Genomic DNA, 22,333 nt, shown 5'->3' with positions numbered 1-22,333 from the left:
GCAATCACCGCGGCTTTGTCGGCGGGGTGGTGCCGGTCCGTTCGTCTCCGTAGCTCAGCCAGGTCCCGATCGGGGCCCGCTGCCCGACGCCCGGACGGCTGTAGTCGCACACGCCGCGGGGGAACGCCGCCCGCAGCCGCTGCCGGTCCGCCGCGGTGAAGGTGACCGGGTAGTCGCGGAAGTCCAGCGGCTTCAGCCGGCACTTCAGCACGTCGAGGGACAGGCCCTCCCCCGCGACCATCCGGGTGTCGGCCGCCACCGGGTACTGCGCGCCGCACTGGCCGCTCGCCGGGTACGTCAGCTTCTCGGTGATCCGCGACGCGGCGGAGAGGTAGCACCCGTCGCCGAGATCGCCCGGCCGGTTCGCCAGCACCTTCTGCCGGAGACTCCGGTGCGAACGGTCGGCGTCGATCGCGGTCAGCCAGCGGTCCATGGCGTCGAGCTCGTAGACACCGGCCGCGCCCGCTTCGGCCGCGGTGGCGTGGTTTTCGATGATGACCTGGTTGCCCGCCGTGCCGTTGGCCCGCAGAAGCCGTTGCCGCATCACGTAAGACCACTCGGTGGTGTGGATGTCGTTGCCGAACCCGGCGAAGTCGAGATCGGTCCGCTGGTCGATGATCGGCGTTTCCCGCAAGCCTTGCGACGCGGAGTTCACGATGTCGTCGGCGTACGCCGCGTCGAGCGCCTTCGGGTCGGCCGCGATCCGCTGCGCCACGGGCGTCCCGGTGTAGTCGAGGCCACCGATCGTGGCGTTGAGGTCCACGAACTGCGCGGCGGTGATCGTCCCGGCCTTCAGCGCGGCCAGGCCGTACTGCACGCCGGTGGTGTCCAGCGGGCTGCGCACGAACCCGGTCCGCGGGTCCCGCCCGAGCTGGTTGACCAGCTGCTCATTGGAGTTGCACTTCACCCCGCCCGGGTTGGTGACCGGATCCCACCGCGCCGCGACCGGGATGGCCGCGTTGCAGCTGCCGGTCGCGGTGGCGCGGCTGGCGAAGGTCTTGTCCCAGGAGACGCAGGTGTCGTAGCTGCCGAAGCCCGCGACCGCCTGCTTCTGCGCCGCGGTGAACGACGCGCCCGGCCCGGCGAAGTACCGCTCCAGCAAGCGGCAGTCCGACACGGGACCGCCCGTGCTCAGCGGGTCCGGGAACGAGACGCCGGGGATGATGCCGTCGACGATGCCGGGGTAGTTCTCGGCGATGTCGTACTGCTGGATCGCCCCGCCCGAGCCACCCCAGCCGATGGTGTGCGCGACCGGGCCGTAGGTCTCGACGAAGTGTTCCTTGACCATCATCGCCGCCTCGGCCGAGATGATCGGGCTGCAGTTGTTGTCGAGCACGTTCAGGGTCGACGACGCGACCGCGTAGCCCCGGGCCAGGAACAGGTCGTTGACGACCCCGCCGGTCGAGCTGCCCTGGTGGTAGCCCGCGTTGCAGCCGCCGCCGAAGGTGTAGACCAGCTTCCCGTTCCAGCTGCGGTCCGGTTCGACGGGCGACGGCGTGCCGTCGTACAGCGCCGCCATCTCGTAGACGGCGCGGTCGATCGTGCCGCGCTCGACGCGGACCACGTACGGCACCGCGTGCCCGCCGACCGTGGCCGTCGCGAGGTCCGCGGGCCGGGTCGCCGGGTCCGCCAGCGGCGCGAACGCCCCGGCGGTGGTCTTGTACTGGTAGCTCACCTGGGTCGGCGCGCCGCAGTACGGCTGCGACGCGGCGGGCAGGCCGAACGCCTGTGTCTCGCAGTAGAACGGGAGCTGCTGTGCGCCGGAGAAGACGGGCCCGGTGATCGGGTGGTTGGTGACACGCAGGTTCGCCCACTGGTCCGGGCCGCGCCCGTTCGTCCGGGCGCTCAGGTCGTTGGCACCGTCGCGCAGGCCGGTCACCAGGCCGAGCAGGCTGCCGTCCGGCTGGGCGCGGAAACTCGGGGTGACGTCGTGGCCGTTGGCGCTGACGTCGACCCGCCCGGCTCTCCGCGGCGGGACGATCTTGACCAGGACCTGTCCCCCGCTGACGAGCGCGGGCCGCGGGTTCGACACCGTCTCGATCGTCAGCCACCGCCCCGGTGGAGTGCCGGGAGCGGCCACCGCGGTCGCGGTCCCCAGCAGGAGAACGGGCGCGGTGAGGGCCGCCACCACGGTGGATGAGCGCAAAGCACGGTTGACCACCAGACACTCCGCTCGCTTGTGCATCGCGTCGTCGCGACACCGGGCAGCTGCCGGTATAGCACCTGCGGCCCGGCCGGAACAACGCCGATTTCGGGCACACGAGCACCCGCGGCCGGGTGACAAAGGGAATGCGCGCCCGCCGGTGACGTGGTGGGATCTCGAGCGTGACGCTCGATCTCGTCCATCCTCCGAAGGCCCGCCCGGGGGATCGCATCGCGGTTCTCTCGCCGTCGTTCGCGGCCGCCGGCGCCTTTCCCGAGGTGCACGAGCAGGCGATGCGCCGGCTCACCGAGGTGACCGGTCTCGTCCCGGTCGAGTACCCGACGACGCGGGAGATCGCGGCGACACCCGCGGCGCGCGCCGCGGATGTCAATGCCGCCTTCGCGGACCCGCGGATCCGCGGGATCCTCGCCGTCGTCGGCGGTGAAGATCAGATCACGGTGATTCCGCACCTGGTCGCCGACCTGGCCCGAGCGGACCCCAAGCCGTTCCTGGGTACCAGTGACAACACCAACCTGCACCACTGGCTCTGGGCAGCCGGCATCGCGAGCTTCTACGGCGGCTCGTCCCAGGTCCACCTCGGTCCGGGCCCCGCCGTGGACGACATCCACGCCCGGTCACTGCGCGCGGCCCTGGTGACCGGCGAGCGGTTGGAGATCACCGATCCGGGAGAGTCCGAGGACGTCGGCATCAACTGGGCCGATCCGCGTGCCTTGGACTCCTTCGGCGAACGCGAAGCGACCGAGCCGTGGAGCTGGCACGGGCCGGCCAGATCGGTGACCGGCCGAACCTGGGGCGGCTGCCTGGAGGTGATCGAGTGGGTCCTGACCGCGGGGCGGTTCCCGTTCCCGCCCCACGTGCTCCAGGGCGGCGTGCTCATCATCGAAACCTCCGAGGACCTCCTGCCGGCGCGCAACGTCGGGTGGATCGTCCGCTCGCTCGGCGAACGCGGAATCCTCGGCGCGGTGGAGGCGGTCCTGGTCGCCCGGCCGCCCGTTTCCGATCTCACCCGCCGACCGTCCACTCAGGACCGGTCACGGCTGCGCGCCGGGCAACGTGATGCGGTCGTCGAGGTGGTGAGCCGCTACAACCCGGACGCGGTCGTCTGCGTCGGCATTCCGTTCGGCCACACCCGGCCGCAATGGATCCTCCCGCACGGCGGCACCGTCACCGTCGACGGCACCGAACGCCGGATCTTCGCCGACTACGCGTAAGCCGCCGGCTGTTCGACCAACTGCCAGGCCTCAGGTCACCTTGATGACGACCTTGCCCGAAGCGTGACCGTTCTCGACGGTCGCGAGGGCGGCCGGGGCGTCGGACAACGGGTGGACCGCCGTGATCGCCGGTGCGAGGACCCCGTCGAGCGCCAGCCGGGCGGCCCGCTCCAGGTTCTCGCGGCCGAGGCGGCGCTCGACGATACGGCCACCGACGTCGGGCACGGACTGATCGCCCACGGCGATGACATCGCTGGGGTCCCGCGCCAGCGGCGCGACCGTCCGCAGCGAGGGGCCGCCGACCAGGTCGACGATCCCGTCGAAGCCGTCGGGAACCAGCTCACGGCACACGGCGACGACGTCTTCCGTGGTGTAGTCGACGAATCGCACCCCGACGGCCTCGGCCGGTTCACGTTTGGCGGGGCTGCCGGTGCCGACCACGTGCAGCTCGCGCGCCGCGGCCAGCCGGGCGACCGCGAGGCCGACCCCGCCCCCGACGCCGTTCACCAGGATCGTGGCGCCGGCAGGGAGACCGAGCTGGTCGAGCGCGTCCACCGCGGTCGTCCCGGCCACCGGCAGCGTCGCCGCCACGGTGGCGGACAGACCCGCCGGGATGCGCGCGGTGTTCGGCGCGGACAGCACCGTCGTCTCGGCGTAGGTGCCGCCACCGGTGAGCGCGAAGCCGAAGACCGCGTCCCCCACCTCGAGCCCGTCGACGTCCTCCCCCAGTGCGAGCACGGTTCCCGCCGCTTCCATGCCCAGCACGCGCGGGAACGGCCGCCCGCCGTCGAGCCCGGGGACCAGGCCCGCGCGCACGACGTGGTCGAGGGGGTTGACCCCGGCGACGTCGACCCGGATCAGCACCTCACCGCGGCCGGGAACGGGATCGCGGCGGTCGAAGAACTCCTGCACTTCGGGCCCGCCGTACCTGCCGAAACCCCATGCCTGTCCCATTTTCCGCGCCTTCCGGGTGACCGGCCCGGTCGTTCCGGGCTCTGCGGCCATCCTGACCGCTGACACCGGTGTCAGGGGCAACCGGCTGAGGCGCGGGTCACACTGTCAGGCCAGCTTCGCCTGGTGGCGGCTGTTGGCGCTGAGCAGCAGGTCGAGCGAGTCCCGGGTCTCGGTCAGGTGCGCGATTTCCGCGTCGATCCGGTCGCGCTCGCGCTTCATCGTCGCGAACGCGAACTCCACGACACCCGGGTCGCCGGGAGTCTCGACGCACGGCAGCACCATCGCGATCACGCGGCTGGACAAGCCCGCCTCGAACAGCTGCCGGATGAGCGACACACGCTGGACCTCGGCGTCGGAGTAGTGCCGCTGCCCGGCGTCGGAGCGGGTGCTGGTCAACAGGCCCTGCGCTTCGTAGTACCGCAGGGAGCGCGGGCTCACGCCGGTGCGCCGGGACAACTCGCCGATCCTCATACCTTAGAAGCTACGCCGGGTCCGTGACCGACAGTGGCCGGCCAGGACGGTGAGTCCGCCAGACCGCGAAGGCGGCAGGCACCGGCGGCACCCTCCCGCCAAGTTCGCGAACCGCCCGCCCGGCGCGACACCGCGATACAATCAGTACGGGGTCAAGACATGCCGTCTGAGCCTGGGTGTTTTCACGGTCGGAGAGGATTCGGATGTCTCAGGCGTGGCAGTCCGCAGTCGAGACACACAAGGCCCGGTACCGCGAGCAAATCATCGACGCCGCGATCGAACTCGTTGCCGCCGAAGGCGCCACCAAAACGTCGATGGCCAAGCTCGCGCAGCACGCGGGCGTCGGCCGGGCCACGCTGTACAAGTACTTCGCCGATGTCGAGTCGGCGCTGCTCGCCCACGTCGAACGCGAGCTCGACGAGTGCGCGGCCAGACTCGCCGCGGCCACCGCCGAGCACGCCGACCCGCTGGACCGGCTCCAGGCGTGCGTGCGCACCATGCTCGACTACTTCGCGAGCCGACGGCACCGCGTCGGCTGGGCCAGCCTGGACAAGGCCGACCTCTCCGCCGCCGCGATGGCCAAGCTGCGCACCGGGATGACCAGGCTGCACCAGCCTTTCATCGCCACGCTGGGTGAAGGAACAGCCACCCATCGCTTCCGCGGGGAACTCGACCCCCAGCGACACGGCAAGCTGATTTTCAAGATGGTGGCCAGCATGCAAGAGGACATCGCAGACGAAACGCTCACCACAACCGACGCGATGAACACCATTTGGTCGCTTATGATGCGCGGAATACTCGAACAATAAAATGGGCCCGGCCAAGCTCACGGTCGGCACACAAAAAACGCAAACCCCCTGGTCATCCGACCCTATTCAAGCAAATGACTGCTTACGCACGGTCACAATCTTAAATGTTAATCAAGTCGACCGAAACTCTTGCACACGTCAGGGAGGCAGTGATATTTTACGCCTGCGATATATCGTCACATCACTGGGGGAGGTTCAAGGAGGCATGAGCGAAGATCGTTTAGCCGGCCCGCCGCAGAATCATGCGGAACCCTCATCGGTTGCAGTCCTCGTGGAGGGGGATGTAATCCGCAGTGGGCTGACGTCGATGATCGAGTCCGCTAATTTGTACACCGTAACAGAATGGGGAAAGCTTGACTACGCAACGCACACCACCAGCGCACCCGGGCACTGCGTCCCCGACGTTGCGATCCTCGGCTGCGATGGACTGAACACCGATTGCGTACGGTTGTCGGCGGAACGTATCCGGGCGACCGGCAGCAAAGTTATCCTGCTGCTCCTCGTCCAGGACCCGGAACTGTTCGACACCGTGTCGAGAATACCGGCCAATGGATTCCTCCTTCTGCACGAAGTCACCCCAGGTTCCCTGGAGCATTCCTTGCAGGAGGTGATTGCCGGCGAAATAGTCATACCGTCCACGTTGGCCGCCCGGATGCTGCGCCGGTTGCGCGATGAGCCGAACGCGCAACGCCACGGTTTCAGCAACAGCCTCACCCCGCGCGAGCAGCAGGCTTTGCGCCTGTTGATCGACGGGTTGAGCAACAAGCAGATCGCCAAGCAACTGCGTATCTCGCAACATGGGGCCAAACGTCTCGTCGCAAATGTACTGGCCAAACTGAATTGCCCGAACAGGACGCTCGCGGTCGCGGTGGCGTTGCGTGACAACATCGTCGTCTGATCAGGCCCGGGGCGTACCGAGGAGAAGAGGCGTTCGCTGGGAGCGCTGTTGAGCAAGCAAAGGCCGAGACCTCGAATTCCACTACTGGGGAACGGCGCTCCCAACGAACCTTTTCGACTCGCCGGAGCCGTCAGCGACCTCATGACCGCGACACACGGCTTCGCAGGGCCAGCAGCGCGATGCTGAACGTCACAGCCGCGACGGCGCAGACGACCCCGACGCCCACCAGCAGCTTCTCGGCGTTCCACCCGTCGGTGAGCAACGAGCGCAGCGCGTCCAGCAGGTACGTAACCGGGTTCACGTGCGCAGCCGCGGAAAGCCATCCACTCAACCGGTCCAGCGGCATGAGGGTCGTCGTCAGGAACACGAAGGGGAAAAACAGCAGGGAACTCTGCGCGACGACTGTCGCGTTACCGCTACGCAAGGCGATGGCATACGGAAGACCGGCGAAGGCGAGCCCCCACAACGCCGCGATGGCGATGAACACCACCACCCCCAGCGGACCCGACGCGAAGCCGACCCCGAGGATGAAGCCGAGGATCACCGTCGGGACGCAAAGCATCACCACGGTCACCAGGTCGGCGACCATGAGGCCGAGCAGCAACGACAGCCGGTTCGTCGGCGCGATCAGCAGCCGGTCGAAGTAGCCGTTGTTGATGTCGTTGACCAACGACGTCGCTCTCGTCGTGCCGGTCGAGGCGATCACGATCGCCACCGGGAACTGGAAGGCCCGGAAGTCGGCGGTCCCGCCGATGTTGCCGACCTTCTCCAGGGCACCGACGAAAACAGTGAAGAAGAACAGCGGGATGAGCATCGGCGGGACCAGGGTCTCCGGCTCGCGCAGCACCTGACGCAGCGATCGGCCCGAAACGCTGACCAGGTCGCGGACGAAGCCGGCCGGCTTGCCGACCAGATCCGGTTCCGCAGGCACCGGGACACCGGCGACCGCAGCTGTCGACGTCATCATTTCCCCTTCGCGTCCGCGAGAGCGTCTTCTTGTGTTTTCTCGGACATGTGCTGGCCGGTGAGCGAAAGGAACACGTCGTCCAGCGTCGGGCGGCGCAGCACCAGGTTCGCCACGGTCACCTGGTTCTCGGCCAGCGCGATGGCGATCGGGCTGATCGCCGTCGGGCCGTGCTCGACGACCACGCTGACCTCGTCGCCGTTGACCTCGACACGCTGGGCCATCGGCAGTCCGCGCAACGCGTGCGCGGCGAGTCCGGCGTCCTTCGTCGTGGCCACGACCAGGTCCTGGCCGATCGAACGCTTGAGCTCCTCCGGGCTGCCCTCCGCGACCACCTTGCCCGCGTTGATGATGCCGACGCGCTCGGCGAGCTGGTCGGCCTCTTCCAGGTACTGCGTGGTCATGAAGATGGTGGTGCCGAGTTCGCGGTTGAGCCGGTTGACCTCGGCCCAGAGCTTGATCCGGCTGGCCGGGTCCATGCCCGTGGTCGGCTCGTCCAGGAACAGCACCCTCGGGTTGTGGATCAGCGCGATGGCCAGGTCCAGCCTGCGGCGCATGCCGCCGGAGTACGTGCCGACCCGGTCGCGCACCGCCTCGCCGAGGTCGATCAACTCGGTCAGCTCACCGACCCGCTTGTCGATCATCCTCTTGCCCAGGCCGTAGAACCGCCCCTGCAGGCGGAGCAGCTCGATGCCGGTCTGCTTGTCGTCCAGCGCGGTCGCCTGCAGCGCGACGCCGACCCGCAGCCGGACGGCGAGCTGGTCGTGCACGGTGTCGTGCCCCAGCACGCGTACGGTGCCCTCGGTGGGCGTCAGCAGGGTGCACATCATCCGGACGCAGGTGGACTTGCCGGCGCCGTTGGGGCCGAGGAACGCGTAGATCTGGCCGGGCGGCACGGCGATGTCGACGCCGTCGACCGCCCAGTTGTCCCCGAACCGTTTTCTCAGGCCGGTCGTCTGAACCGCCGGGATCTGGCCGGTCACCGCCGCGGCCGGCGCTACCGAAGTCGCTGTCATGGAAACACCTGGGCTCGTCGTGGCGTATCACGGAGGAAACGGGCGATACATACTGTCTCGCTACGAGACGATCCGTGTCAAGCCACTGTGTCTCGGGCAGACGGCTCGTGCCCATCGGAGCGCCGGCGTAGCCATTCAGGTACGCCGCCCGAGTGCCGTCCGGACCGGCCGTCCGCGCCTGTCGTCACCCCTGCGCTCGCTGAAGACTCGGCTCCTAACCGGAGGAAAGGCACCGAGGGTCATGTCCGAACGTTCCGAAAACGCCCCCACGATCGTCGACGTGCTCACTCGGAACGCCTACGACGAACCGGATCGAACCGCCTTCTCGTTCCGCGACGGGCCCGGCTCCTCGATCACCAGCTCGCTGACCACCTCGGAGCTGCACACCCGCGCCCTGGCCGTGGCCGAAGCACTGCGAGCGGTCAGCGAGCCGTACGGGCGAGTTCTCGTCCTCACCTCTTCGGCGCCCGATTGCCTCGTGGCGGTGTGTGGTTGCCTGTACGCGGGGATGTGCGCGGTACCGCTCGGTTTCTCCGCCGTCGCGAAGCAGCCCGGGACGCACGCCATGATCGCCACGGCGGGCCGTGACGCGGCGGTCTCGGCGATCCTGACCACGGCCGCGGAGGCCGCGGAAGCCCAGCGGCAGTGGGAGTCCGCGGACGGGTACCCGGTCGCGTGGATCGCCGTGGACGAGCAGGTACGGCCGTCGACGCCGGAGCCCGCGCCGATGGTGTGCCGGCCGGACGATCTCGCGATGCTGCTTTACACCTCGGGTTCGACCTCTTCCCCCAAAGGCGTGATGAACTCACACGCGAGCATTGTCGCCGGCATCGGGAAAATGGTCCGGATGACCGGGATCCCGGATCATTCCAGCGTGGTGAACTGGGTTCCGGTGCACCACGGGATCGGCCTGATCGGCCACCTGCTGCTTTCGCAGTACATCGCCGGCGACTGCACAGTGCTGCGCACCGAGGACGTGGTGGCCCGGCCGGCGAGCTGGCTGGAAACGATCTCCTCGACGGATTCCCCGGTTTACAGCGGCGGGCCGAACTTCCTCTACGACAGGTGTACCAGTCTCGTCACGGACGCGGAAACGACCGGGCTGGACCTGAGCAACTGGCACTCCGCGCTGGTCGCCGGCGAGCGGATCCGGAAGAACACCGTGGCCCGGTTCACCGGCCGGTTCGCCGCCTGCGGGCTTTCCCCGCACACGATGTTCGCGGTCTACGGCCTCACCGAGACCACGTTGCTGGTCAGCGGCAGGCGCGCCGGTGACATCGGCAGCATCACCGTCGACCGCGCCGCGCTGGAAGCCAACACCGTCCGGGTGGCGCCGGACGGCATCGAACTGGTCAGCTGCGGTGACCCGGGTCCGGCTACCACGGTCCGGATCGTCGACCCGGAAACCCGCGCCGAGGTCGCGCCGGACCAGGTCGGGGAGATCTGGGCACGGGGACCGTTCACCGCTTCCGGGTACTGGCGCCGGCCCGAGGAGACCGCGGCCGTGTTCGGCGCCTGCCTCACGAACGGCGAAGGACCGTTCGTGCGCACCGGTGACCTGGGCTTCCGCCACCAGGGCGAGATCGTCGTGTGTGGCAGGCTCAAGGAGCTGCTGATCATCCGCGGGCGCAACATCCACCCCCAGGACGTCGAGGCCACCGCGGCCGAGGCGCACCCGGCGACGAAGGCCGCGCCCGCCGCGGCGTTCGCCGTCGAAGGGGACGAGGGGGAACGTTTCGTCCTGGTCCAGGCCGTCGACACCGCCGAAGGCGCCGCGGAGATCGCCGACGAACTGCGCGCCGCGGTCACCGCCCACCACCGGGTGGACGCCGAGGTGCTCGTCGTCGACGCGGCCGCGATACCGAGGACGGGCGCGGGCAAGATCCGCCGGGGCGAGTGCCGCAAGCTCTACCTCGACGGCCACTTGCACCCGCTCGCGACGAGCGTGCCCGGCGACGTGAGCATGCCCGGCGACGTGAGCATGCCCGCGGGCGACGTCGCACCGGCAGGGGAGCTACGGGAAACCGTCACGCGGTGGATCAGGGAGGCGCTCGGCAACGGTGCGCCCGAGGACCTCGAAGCGTCCGGGGCCACGCTTGCCCGGCTCGGGCTGGACTCCTTGCGCGGCATGATGCTGCGCTATCAGCTCGAACGGGCGACGGGTGTCCGGCTCTCGTTGGACGAGCTGCTGCTCGGCAGCGCACGGAACGTGCTCGGCAAGATCCTCGCGCGGTCCGGCGGAAGCGCGGCCGCACCGGTCCCGGCCGTGTCGGTGGACACCGGGCAGCGGTACGAGCCGTTCCCGCTCACCGATCTGCAGCAGGCGTACGTCACCGGCCGCGGTGAAGCCTACGAGCTCGGCAGCGTGGCGACGCACTACTACCGTGAGTTCGATTCCGAGACCCTCGACGTCCACCGGTTCGTCGGCTCGCTGGCGAAGCTGGTGCAGCGGCACGACATGCTGCACGCCACCGTCTCCGCCGACGGGACACAGCGGGTTCTCCCGTTCCGCGAGGGCGATCCCCTGCCCGTCACCTTCGACGACCTCCGTGACCTGGACGACGCCGAGGCCGCGCGGCACCTCGAGGACACCCGCGGCGCGATGTCCCACCGGGTGCTGCCGCTCGACGGGGGTGCGCTGTTCGAGGTCAGGATCACCCGCGTCACCGACACGAAGGTCCGCGTGCACATCGGGGTCGACCTGCTGATCGCCGACGTGCGCAGCATCCAGATCTTCTACGACGACTGGGAGCAGCTGTACAACGGCAAGGAACTGCCGCCGCTGACGGGTGAGGTGGCGTTCCGCGACTACCTGATCGCGGTGGGGAAACCGGACGGGGACGCGGCCCGCGACTATTGGTTGCGGCGCATCGAGTCGATGCCCGGGGCGCCGAACCTGCCGGTCGTCGAGCGCGCGCGGACCACCGCGCCCCGGTTCCGGCGCCTGGAGTCCGAACTCGACAGTCGTTTGTGGACAGAGATCACCGAGCGGGCGGCGAAGTACGACGTCACGGCGTCGGCCGTGTTGCTGGCTGCCTACGCCGTCGTGCTGCGGACGTGGACCGGGACGAGCCGGTTCCTCGTGAACGTCCCGATGTTCAACCGGCAGCCGTTGCACGACCGGATCGACGAGGTGATCGGCGACTTCACCACGATCGTGCCGCTTTCCGTGGACGTGAGCGGGGACTGCGGGATCGCCGGGTACGCCACGCGGATTCAGCGGCAGCTGCTGTCCGACATGGACCACCGCGAGTTCAGCGGGATCGAGGTGCTGCGCGAACTGGCCCTGCGCGACGGCACGGCCACCGGAGCGATCGCTCCGGTCGTGTTCGCCAGTGGCCGCGGGCAGGGTCGCGGATACCTGACCGGCGAATGGATCGGCGAGCCGGTGTACGCGATTTCGCAGACCCCGCAGGTGTGGGTGGACAACCAGACGTACGAGAAGGACGGCGAACTGCACTTCAACTGGGACACCGTGGAGGGGTTGTTCCCGGAGGGTGTGGTCGAGGAGATGTTCGAGGCCTACTGCGGTGTCTTGACGTCCCTGGCCCAGGACGAGACCGGCTGGGAACAAGGCACCGGATCGCTGCTGCCCTCGTGGCAGCAAGACGTGATCGACCGTGTCAACGACACCACCACGCCCATCGACGTCGGACTCCTCCACGCACCACTGGTCTCCCAAGCCCTGGCCAACCCCAGCAACCCGGCGATATTCGACCACGGAACCTGGACCACCTTCGGTGAACTCCACGTCCGAGCGTGCCGCACCGCCCACACCCTCCGCTCCCACGGCGTCGGGCCGGGCCAGTGCGTCGCCGTCTCCATAGCCAAGTCCGCTGAACAGATCATCGCTGTGCTGGCCGTCCTGCTCGCCGGTGGCGCTTACGTACCGATCGACCCGGAACTACCCGAACAGCGCCGCCACCACATGGTCACCCACGCCGATGTGCGCCTGATCGTGAGCGACCAACACCTGACCTGGCCCGCCGGTACCGAGGTGGTATGTCCCGACACGGCACCGGTCGACCCCACCGAGACCGCTGCTCCGCCCGAGTCTCTCGCCGACCTCGACGACCTCGCCTACGTCATCTACACCTCCGGCTCCACCGGCCACCCCAAAGGCGTCGCCGTCAGCCATCGGGCCGCCTCCAACACCTGCCTCGACATCAACCAACGATTCGCCATCACCCCCGACGACCGTGTCTTGGCCCTTTCCTCCCTCAGTTTCGACCTCTCCGTCTGGGACATCTTCGGCGTCCTCGGCGCCGGCGCCGCTCTCGTTCTGCCCACCACCAACCGCGACCCCGCCCACTGGCACCACCTCATCACCACCCATGAGGTCACCCTCTGGAATTCTGTTCCTGCCTTGATGACCATGTACACCGACCATCTACCAACCACAACACCGCCCACCACCCTCCGGCTCATCATGCTTTCCGGTGACTGGATCCCGCTTACCCTGCCACCAAAGATCAAGGCCACCCACCCCCACACTCACATCATCAGCCTCGGTGGTGCCACCGAAGCCGCCATCTGGTCGGTTTACCACCCCATCACCGACACCACCCCCACCGACTGGCCGTCGATCCCCTACGGCACACCACTGGCCAACCAGCAACTGCACATCCTCAACGACCAGTTGCAGCCGTGCCCCATCCACACCACCGGAAACCTCTACATCTCCGGCACCGGACTCGCCACCGGCTACCACAACGACCCCGACAAAACCGCCGCCAGCTTCATCACTCACCCCCACACCGGGCAACGCCTCTACAAAACCGGCGACCTCGCCCGCCGCCACCCCGACGGAACCATCGAATTCCAAGGCCGCAACGACACCCAAGTCAAAATCAACGGCCACCGCATCGAACTCGGCGAAATCGAGGCGACCCTCAACCAACACCCCGACATCCACACCGCCATCGCCACCACCACCGGACCCTCGCACCACAAGCAAATCCACGCCTACCTCTACCCCCACCCCACCACCACCGCCCACGACGAACTCCTGGTCGCCATCCACGACCACCTCGCCAGCACCCTTCCCCCCTACATGCACCCCCACACCACCACCATCCTCACCCACCTCCCCCTCACCCCCAACGGAAAAATCAACCGCAACAACCTCCCCCACCCCACCACCACGACGTCCAGCGACCCACCGGCCGGCGCGGTGGAGAAGCGCATCCTCGCCATTGTCGAAGATGTGCTGGAAGCACGCGGGATCAGCGTGACCGCGAACTTCTTCGACATCGGGCTCGACTCGGTGGTCATGGTCAGGGTGCATCGGGTTCTCCGCGAGAAGCTCGGCCGGGACTTCCCCCTGACCGCACTGTTCGAAAACCCGAGTATGCGGCACCTGGCGGCGTACTTCGGTGGCAGCGACGAAACCGACGACGCGGTCGCCGCGACCTTCGCACGTGCCCGCCAACGGCGTGCGCCCAGACATCCACAGACCATCACGACCGACAGCGGGGACTCGCATGACTTCCATGCATGACGGCACCGAGATCGCGATCATCGGGAAGGCATGCCGGTTCCCCGGTGCGAAGGACCAGCGGCAGTACTGGGCGAACCTGCGGGCCGGCCGGGAGTCGGTGACCTTCTTCGGCAGGGACCAGCTGCTGGCCGCCGGGATCAGCCGGGACCTGGTGGACGATCCCGGCTACGTCGGCGCCTTCGGCGCCCTCGACGACATCGACCTGTTCGACGCGGGTTTCTTCGGCTACAGCGCCCGGGACGCCGCGATCCTCGACCCCCAGCAGCGCGTGTTCCTCGAGACCGCTTGGCAGGCTCTGGAAGACGCCGGCCAGCGGCTCTTCGACCCGGACGCGCACATCGGCGTCTTCGCCGGCAGCAGCATGTCGACGTACCTGCTCGCGAACCTGCTGCCCGGCCGGGCCATGGACACCTCGCCCGACGGCTTCGAAATGCTGATCGCCAACGACAAGGACTACCTGGCCAGCCGCATCAGCTACCACCTCGGCCTGAAGGGCCCGGCGGTCAGCGTGCAGTCCGCGTGCTCGACCTCGCTGGTCGCCGTCCACCTCGCCCGCCAGGCGCTGCTGTCGTACGACTGCGACATCGCGCTCGCCGGCGGGGTGACGATCCGGCTGCCGCAGTACGGTTACCGTTACCAGGAAGGCATGATCCTGTCCTCGGACGGGCACTGCCGTCCGTTCGACGCCAAGGCGAGTGGCACGGTCGGCGGCAACGGCGCCGGGATCGTGGTGTGCAAGCGGCTGGCGGACGCCATCGCCGACGGCGACCGCATCGACGCCGTGATCAAGGGCTCCGCGATCAACAACGACGGAGACCGCAAGGTCGGGTACACCGCCCCGGGCATCATCGGACAGGCCACGGTCATCGCCGCGGCACTCGGGGCGGCCGGGGTCGACCCCGGCACGATCGGCGCGATCGAGGCGCACGGCACGGGCACGGCGCTGGGCGACCCGGTGGAGATCGCCGCGCTGACCAAGGTCTTCGGCCCGCACCACGCCGGGGGCTGCCCGATCGGCTCGGTGAAGTCCAACATCGGGCACCTGGACAGCGCCGCGGGTGTCGCCGCGCTGATCAAGGCGATCCTCCAGCTGCAGCACCGGGAGATCGCGCCGAGCCTGAACTTCGAGCAGGAGAACCCGGACATCGGCTTCGACGCCACGCCGTTCTTCGTGAACACCGAGTTGCGCCCTTGGCACGCGACCGGGGTGCCGCGCCGGATCGGCGTCAGCTCGTTCGGCTTCGGTGGCACGAACGCCCACTGCGTGCTGGAAGAAGCACCCACCACAGTGGACTCCACACCCGGCAAGCCGGTGCAGGCCATCGTGCTGTCCGCCAAGTCGGCCGGCGCGCTCGAGGAGATGACCCGCCGGCTCGGGCAGGACCTCGGCGAGCTGCCGCTCGCCGACACCGCGTACACCTTGCAGACGGTTCGGACCGTGCTCCCCCACCGGCGGGTGATCGTCTGCTCGGACACCGAGGACGCGATCGAGGCCGTCGAGAGCCACGACCCGCAACGCGTGTTCAGCAGGCAGGTCCGGGACACACCGGAGGTCGCGTGGCTGTTCCCGGGACAGGGCACGCAGTACGCCGCCATGGGCCGAGGTCTCTACCGGGACGAACCCGCGTTCCGCGCGGGCGTCGACGAATGCGCGGAGCTGCTGGGCCCGCACCTCGGGCTGGACCTGCGTACCGTGCTGTACCCGGACGACGACGCCGACCGCATCCAGCGGACCGAGTTCGCGCAGCCCGCGTTGTTCACCGTCGAGTACTCACTCGCGAAGCTGCTCGAGTCGTGGTGCGGGAAACCGCGGGCGATGCTCGGGCACAGCGTCGGCGAAGTGGTCGCCGCCTGCCTCGCCGGGGTCTTCACGCTGCCGGACGCGCTGCGGATGGTGGCCGTGCGCGGCAAGCTGATGCAGCGGCAGGCGCCGGGGGCGATGCTCACGGTCACGCTGGCCGAGGACGAGCTGCGCGGCATCCTGCTTCCCGGGGTGGAGATCGCCGCGATCAACGCGCCACGGCAATGCGCCGTCGCCGGGCCGCACGAGGCGATCGACGCGTTCGCCGAGCTGCTGACGCGCCGTGGCATCGACTTCGGCAGACTGCACACGTCACACGCCTTCCACACCTCGATGATGGACACCGCGGTGGGGCCGCTGACCGAGGCGATCAACGAGATCCCGCTGTCCGCGCCGGACACGCCCTTCCTGGCCAACCGCACCGGCGACTGGATCACCCGCGATGAGGCGACCGCGCCGGCGTACTGGGCCGGGCAGGTCCGGGACACCGTGCGGTTCCACGCCTGCCTGCGGAAGCTGGCCGGCGAACCCGGCATGGTGCTGCTGGAGGTCGGGCCGGGGCACACTCTGGGCAGTCTGTCCAGAATGGACCCCGACCTGCGCGGCCACCTGCTGGTGAACACGATGCGCGCGCCCACCGAGACGCACGACGACACCCGGTTCCTGCTCGGCGCGGTCGGCCGGCTCTGGCTGACCGGCGTGGACGTCGACTGGGCCGCGATGCACGAGGGCGAACAGCGCCGTCGCCGCAGCCTCACGCCGTACCCCTTCGACCGGAAGCGGTACTGGATCGACGCACCGGCAGCCGACACCGCGGCCCGGTCCCTGGACGCCGCCATCGTGTCGACCAAGGACGAACAGCACTCCGGCGCCGAGGCCACCCTGGGATCACGGCCGGACCTGCTGACCGAGTACGCCGCGCCGGAGACCGAGACCCAGCGCCGGGTGGCCGACATCTGGCAGGACCTGATCGGCGTGTGGCCGATCGGCGTGCACGACAGCTTCATCGAGCTCGGCGGCCACTCGCTGCTGGCCACGAAGATCGTGGCCGCGGTCCGGGCCGAGTTCGAGGTGGACGTCCCCTTGCGGGACCTGATGACGGCCCCGACCGTGGCCGCCATGGCCGAGCTGGTCATCAAGGCCGGTGGCGTGCCGCGCCGGCACGGGGGCGACGAGCTGCCCGTCGCGGTCCCCGACCCGGAGTCGCGCTACGAGCCGTTCCCGCTGAGCGAGATCCAGCAGGCCCAGTGGATCGGGCGGTCGGCGAACTTCAGCGTCGGCAACGTCGCCGCGCACATCTACTGGGAGGTCGAGCACGACGGCATCGACCTCGGCCGGCTGCAGAGTTCCTTCAACCGGATCCTCGACCGGCACGACATGCTCCGGGCGATCATCACCCCGGACGGCACCCAGCGCATCCTGCCCGACACCGGGCCGTACGAGTTCGACGTGCTGGACCTGCGTGCCGTCCCGGAAGACGAGGTGGCCGCGGAACTGGCACAGGTGCGTGCGCGGATGTCGCACGAGGTACGGCCCAGTGACGTGTGGCCGTTGTTCAACATCCGGGCGGCGCTGCTGCCCCACGGCGGGACCAGGGTGTTCCTCGGGTTCGACCTGATGGTGTCCGACATGGGCAGCGTGCGGGTCATGCTCCGCGACTGGCGTGCGCTCTACGAGAACCCCGCGGCCGAGCTGACACCGCTGCGCCTCTCCTTCCGCGACTACGTGACGGCCGTCGGCCGGCTGAAGGAAACCGAGCTGTACCGGCGTTCCCTGGCGTACTGGCGGAACCGGGTGGAGGATCTCCCGCCCGCGCCGCAGCTGCCGCTGGCGACGGCGCCGGACACGATCACCGAGCCCCGGTTCGTGCCGTGCAGCCGGACACTGCCGAGCGAGCAGTGGGAGAAGATCAAGGAACGGGCCAGGAAGCACGGGGTCACCCCGTCGTCGGTGCTGCTGGCGGCGTACGCGCTGGTGCTGGGCGCGTGGAGCACCTCCGGCAAGTTCACCCTGAACGTCACCACCAACAACCGGTTCCCGGTGCACGAGGACGTCCCCGGCCTGGTCGGCGGGTTCGCGTCGTTCAACCTGGTGCCGGTCGACCTCACCGAGCACACCGGACTCGGCGAGGTCGCGGCCGCGATCCAGACGCAGAGCTGGGCGGACCTCGACCACAGGTACGTCAACGGCGTCGATGTCCTGCGTGAGCTCGCGCGGGCCCGTGGCGGCACCACCGGCTCGGTGATGCCGTTCGTGTTCACCAGCACCCTGGTCGACGAGAGCGAGAGCGAACGCTCGATGGTCGACTGGATCGGCGGGTTGACGTACGAGGTCATCCAGACGCCGCAGGTCTGGCTGGACGCGGGCGTGCTCGAGGTGTCCGACGGCCTTTACCTGAGCTGGCCCGCGGTGGAAGGGTTGTTCCCCGAGGGCGTGGTCGAGGAGATGTTCGAGGCCTACTGCGGTGTGCTGTCGTCGCTGGCCCAGGACGAGATCGGCTGGGAACAAGGCACCGGATCGCTATTGCCCTCCTGGCAGCAAGACATGATCGACCGCGTCAACGACACCACCACGCCCATCGATGTCGGACTCCTCCATGCACCGCTGGTCTCCCAGGCCTTGGCGAACCCGACTGCCCCGGCGATATTCAGCGGTGGATCCTGGACGACCTTCGGTGAGCTGTATCTACGAGCCTGCCGCACCGCCCACACCCTCCGCTCCCACGGCGTCGGTCCGGGCCAATGCGTCGCCGTCTCCATAGCCAAGTCCGCTGAACAAATCATCGCTGTGCTGGCCATCCTCCTCGCCGGCGGCGCCTACGTACCAATCGACCCAGAACTACCCGAACAACGCCGCCACCACATGACCACCCACGCCGATGTACGACTGATCGTGACCAACCAACACCTGACCTGGCCCGCCGGTACCGAGATGGTACGTCCCGACACGGCACCGATCGACCCCACCGAGACCGCTGCTCCGCCCGAGTCTCTCGCCAACCTCGACGACCTCGCCTACGTCATCTACACCTCCGGCTCCACCGGCCAACCCAAAGGCGTCGCCGTCAGCCATCGGGCCGCCTCCAACACCTGCCTCGACATCAACCAACGATTCACCATCACCCCCGACGACCGTGCCCTGGCCCTCTCCTCCCTCAGCTTCGACCTCTCCGTCTGGGACATCTTCGGCGTCCTCGGCACCGGCGCCAGCCTCATCCTCCCCAACACCAACCGCGACCCCGCCCACTGGCACCACCTCATCACCACCCACGAGATCACCCTCTGGAACTCCGTCCCCGCCCTCATGACCATGTACACCGATTACCTGCCACCCACGGCACCACCGACCTCACTCCGTCTCGTCATGCTTTCCGGCGACTGGATCCCCCTCACCCTGCCGCCAAAGATCCAGGCCACCCATCCCCATGCCCGGATCATCAGTCTCGGCGGCGCCACCGAAGCCGCCATCTGGTCGGTTTACCACCCCATCACCGACGCGACCCCCACCGACTGGCCCTCCATCCCCTACGGCACACCACTGGCCAACCAGCAACTGCACATCCTCAACGACCAGTTGCAGCCCTGCCCCATCCACACCACCGGGCACCTCTACATCTCCGGCACCGGGCTTGCCTCCGGTTATCACAACGACCCGGAGAAAACCACCGCCAGTTTCTTCACCCATCCCGATACCGGAAACCGCCTCTACAAGACCGGCGACCTCGCCCGCCGCCATCCCGACGGAACCATCGAATTCCAGGGCCGCAGCGACACCCAGGTCAAAGTGAACGGCCACCGCATCGAACTCGGTGAGATCGAAACCATCCTCAACCAACACCCCGAGATCCACACCGCCATCACCACGACCACCGGACCCTCGCACCACAAGCAGATCCACGCCTACCTCTACCCCCACCCCGAAACCACGGTCCCCCACGACCAGCTCCTCGCAAGCATCCAGGACCACCTCGCCACCGCCCTTCCCCCCTACATGCACCCCCACACCACCACCGTCCTCACCCACCTCCCCCTCACCCCCAACGGAAAAATCAACCGCAACAACCTTCCCCACCCCACTGCGACAACGTCCACATCGGACGATGACCGGCCGGTGAGCGAGCTGGCGGTCCGGCTGGCCGAGATCGCGGCCGAGGTGATCGGGGTCGCCCGGATCGACCCCCGCGCCAGCTTCTTCGAAGCCGGCGGGGACTCGATCGCGGCGGTGCGGATCGCGGCCCGTGCCGTCGAAGAGGGGATGAAGGTGGTGCACGGTGACCTGTTCGAGGCCGAGACCATCGCCGACGCGGCCGCGCTCATCGAGGCTCGTGGTGCGAACGCGGACAGCCAGGAGCAGGAGGTGCCGCCGACCGCGGCGCAGCTCCGCCTGCTCGACGGCACGCACGGTGACGTGAACTGGGTGGAGACCCGGGTGGCGAACGACTTCACCGTCTGTGCCGAGTGGATCGACACGTTGCTGCGGAAGCATCCCGCGCTGCGGGCCGGTTTCGCACAGGATGGGGCGGTCTGGACGCAGCGGATCGGACCGGTCCGCCCGCAGGACACCTACGTACCGCGGATCGAGCTGGACTTCCTTCCGGCGGACCGGCAGCGCGACGCGATGCGGCAGATGATCACCGAGATGCGCGCGGAGATGAACCCGCGTGAAGGTCGTCTCGTGAAGTTCGCGTTGTTCGACCTCGACGCCGGCCGCCACCTGGTGTGCCTGGCCCACGACCTGGTGGCCGACTCCCGCAGCTGGGGTGTGCTGCTCGGCGAGCTGGCGGCGCTGGCCGGGGACGTCCCGGCCGCGGAAACCGGCCGCACCCGGGTGGAGCTGAGCCCGGAGGAGACCACCGCGATCCTGACCGCCGCGGCCGAGGCGTACCGGATGTCCGCCGAGGAAGTGGTTCTCGCCGCCGTGCTCGACCTGGTCGACGGTCCGGTCCAGTTCGAACATTGCCGGCGTGGGCGGGCCGATGGGCCGGTCGGCGCGTTCGGCGCGACAGCCGAGATCCGGGCCGACGCCGGGGACCTGGCCGCGGTCAAACGCGCCTACCGCGCGGCGACGTCGGGGCAGCCCACCGGGCCGGCGGACGTCCTCGTGCGGTCCCTCGGCGTCATCGGGACGGCAACGATCCCGTGGCCGCACTGGGAGCCCAGCGGACTTCCCCGCACCGAGGTGACGTGGGCGGTCGTCGACGGCGGCCTGGTCACCGAGTGGACCGGGAACGCGGCGTCGATGGCCGGCCGGTTCGCGGACGCGGTCCGCCGGGTCGGCGAACACAGCCGGCACGCGGAGATCCACGTCGACGCGGGCGACTTCCCCCTGGCCGACGTGGACGACGACGACCTGGCCGCGTTGTTCGAGGAGTACCGATGAACAGTCCCCTCGAACCCGACCCGGCCTGGCGAGCGAAGATCCGCGACTTCGCGCAGCGCGCCGTCGCACCCTTGGTGTCCAAAATGGATGCCGAGGAACGCATCGACGACGGCTTGGTCGCGTCCCTGTTCGCCGAAGGCCTGATGGGGGTGGAAATCCCGGAGGCCTACGGCGGCGCGGGCCGTGACCTGCTGTCCTCGGCCGTGGTGATCGAAGAGCTCGCCCGGGTCGATCCCGGTGTCGCGGTGTTCGTTGACGTCCAGAACGCGCTCGTGGTCAGCGCGTTGTCGCGGCACGGCGACGGTGACCAGAAACGCCGGTACCTGCCGCGGCTGGCCACCTCGGCGGTCGGTGCCTACGCACTGTCCGAAGAGGAGTCGGGCAGCGACGCTTTCGCGATGGGCACCGAGGCCACCGCGGACGGCACCGGGTTCCGCATCACCGGGCGCAAGCACTGGACGACCAACGCCGCCGAGGCGAGCCTGTTCGTGGTGTTCGCGAAAGTGGGCGACGGCGGTGTCGGAACGTTCCTCGTCGACGCGGACACGCCCGGGCTCCGGGTCGGCGAGCGCGCCTCCAAGCTCGGCATCCGGGCAAGCTCGACGTGTGCCGTCGAGTTCGACGACGTGCCGGTGGGCGCGGAGGACGTCCTCGGCGGGGTGCACGACGGGCGCACCAACGCGATCGAGACGCTCAACATCGGCAAGATCGGTATCGCCGCGCAGATGATCGGGCTCGCGCAGGGAGCGCTGGACGCGGCGTTCGGCTACGCCCGTCGGCGCCGCCAGTTCGGCGAACCGATCATCTCGTTCCAGGGCGTGCGGTTCCCGCTGGCCAGGCTGGCCGCCGAGCTGGACGCTGCCCGGACGTACCTGTACCACACGATCGCGGTGCTGGACACGCTGCCGTTCGCGAAAAGGCTCACCGCCACGGCGACCGCGAAGTTCCTGGCCGCCGAGGTCGCCGAGCGGGCCGCCTCGCAGGCCGTCGAAACCCTGGGCGGCAACGGGTACAGCACGGCCTTTCCGGTGGAGAAGTTCTACCGGGACACGAAGATCGGCAAGATCTACGAGGGCACCACGAACATGCAGCTCCGGGCCATCGCCGCCGGCCACCTCGGCACCGACGAGCGGGAAGGCGTGTCGCCATGGTGAACCGCGGCCCCG

11 protein-coding genes are annotated in these 22,333 nt (G+C 68.9%); 6 read left to right on the top strand and 5 right to left on the bottom strand.

Going from position 1 to position 22,333, the window contains the following annotated elements:
- Positions 1-4: 4 nt before the first annotated feature.
- On the bottom strand, positions 5-2,161 hold the full coding sequence (locus CF165_RS13190; protein ID WP_093947783.1) for a DUF6351 family protein: 2,157 nt from the start codon (positions 2,159-2,161) through the stop codon (positions 5-7).
- A 164-nt stretch (positions 2,162-2,325) separates the two neighbouring features.
- On the opposite strand from CF165_RS13190, the gene CF165_RS13185 reads away from it, so the two are divergent.
- Entirely contained in the window at positions 2,326-3,375 is a 1,050-nt protein-coding gene (locus CF165_RS13185) for an LD-carboxypeptidase (protein ID WP_093947782.1), read from the top strand.
- Between the two features lie 30 nt (positions 3,376-3,405).
- Here the strand turns inward: CF165_RS13185 and CF165_RS13180 are convergent, their stop codons facing one another.
- Positions 3,406-4,329 carry an NADP-dependent oxidoreductase gene (locus CF165_RS13180; RefSeq protein WP_093947781.1) on the bottom strand — a complete coding sequence of 308 codons (924 nt, stop codon included), beginning with the start codon at positions 4,327-4,329 and terminating at the stop codon, positions 3,406-3,408.
- A 105-nt stretch (positions 4,330-4,434) separates the two neighbouring features.
- Positions 4,435-4,800 (bottom strand): MerR family transcriptional regulator, encoded by a 366-nt coding sequence (locus tag CF165_RS13175; protein ID WP_093947780.1) that lies wholly within the window; start codon positions 4,798-4,800, stop codon positions 4,435-4,437.
- A gap of 203 nt (positions 4,801-5,003) precedes the next feature.
- Here CF165_RS13175 and CF165_RS13170 point away from each other — a divergent pair, with 203 nt between their 5' ends.
- Both CF165_RS13170 and CF165_RS13165 read left to right on the top strand, forming a co-directional pair.
- Complete coding sequence (locus CF165_RS13170) at positions 5,004-5,609, top strand: TetR/AcrR family transcriptional regulator (RefSeq protein WP_093947779.1); 606 nt, start codon at positions 5,004-5,006, stop codon at positions 5,607-5,609.
- Between the two features lie 205 nt (positions 5,610-5,814).
- Complete coding sequence (locus CF165_RS13165) at positions 5,815-6,507, top strand: LuxR C-terminal-related transcriptional regulator (protein WP_093947778.1); 693 nt, start codon at positions 5,815-5,817, stop codon at positions 6,505-6,507.
- Between the two features lie 139 nt (positions 6,508-6,646).
- Here CF165_RS13165 and CF165_RS13160 read toward each other — a convergent pair whose 3' ends face one another.
- Both CF165_RS13160 and CF165_RS13155 read right to left on the bottom strand, forming a co-directional pair.
- Complete coding sequence (locus CF165_RS13160; protein ID WP_205660839.1) at positions 6,647-7,471, bottom strand: ABC transporter permease; 825 nt, start codon at positions 7,469-7,471, stop codon at positions 6,647-6,649.
- Positions 7,471-8,487, bottom strand: a complete 1,017-nt coding sequence (locus CF165_RS13155; protein WP_093947776.1) for an ATP-binding cassette domain-containing protein — start codon at positions 8,485-8,487, stop codon at positions 7,471-7,473. Before CF165_RS13155 ends, CF165_RS13160 begins: the two co-directional genes overlap by 1 nt.
- A 241-nt stretch (positions 8,488-8,728) precedes the next feature.
- Here CF165_RS13155 and CF165_RS13150 point away from each other — a divergent pair, with 241 nt between their 5' ends.
- From CF165_RS13150 to CF165_RS13140, 3 genes are read left to right on the top strand one after another with little or no spacing between them, the layout of a single operon-like run.
- A complete protein-coding gene (locus CF165_RS13150; protein ID WP_158226770.1) occupies positions 8,729-13,987 on the top strand; it encodes a non-ribosomal peptide synthetase in 5,259 nt (1,752 codons plus the stop codon).
- The gene (locus CF165_RS13145; RefSeq protein WP_093947774.1) at positions 13,971-21,167 is read left to right on the top strand and encodes a hybrid non-ribosomal peptide synthetase/type I polyketide synthase; all 7,197 of its coding nucleotides are present in this window, start codon (positions 13,971-13,973) and stop codon (positions 21,165-21,167) included. The genes CF165_RS13150 and CF165_RS13145 overlap by 17 nt, the downstream gene beginning before the upstream one ends.
- The gene (locus tag CF165_RS13140) at positions 21,164-22,321 is read left to right on the top strand and encodes an acyl-CoA dehydrogenase family protein (RefSeq protein WP_093947773.1); all 1,158 of its coding nucleotides are present in this window, start codon (positions 21,164-21,166) and stop codon (positions 22,319-22,321) included. Before CF165_RS13145 ends, CF165_RS13140 begins: the two co-directional genes overlap by 4 nt.
- Positions 22,322-22,333: the final 12 nt, after the last annotated feature.

This window comes from Amycolatopsis vastitatis, assembly GCF_002234595.1.
GTDB classification, from domain to species: domain Bacteria; phylum Actinomycetota; class Actinomycetes; order Mycobacteriales; family Pseudonocardiaceae; genus Amycolatopsis; species Amycolatopsis vastitatis.
Note: the sequence above shows the minus strand (reverse complement) of the source record. Positions and strands in the feature narration are given on the sequence as shown.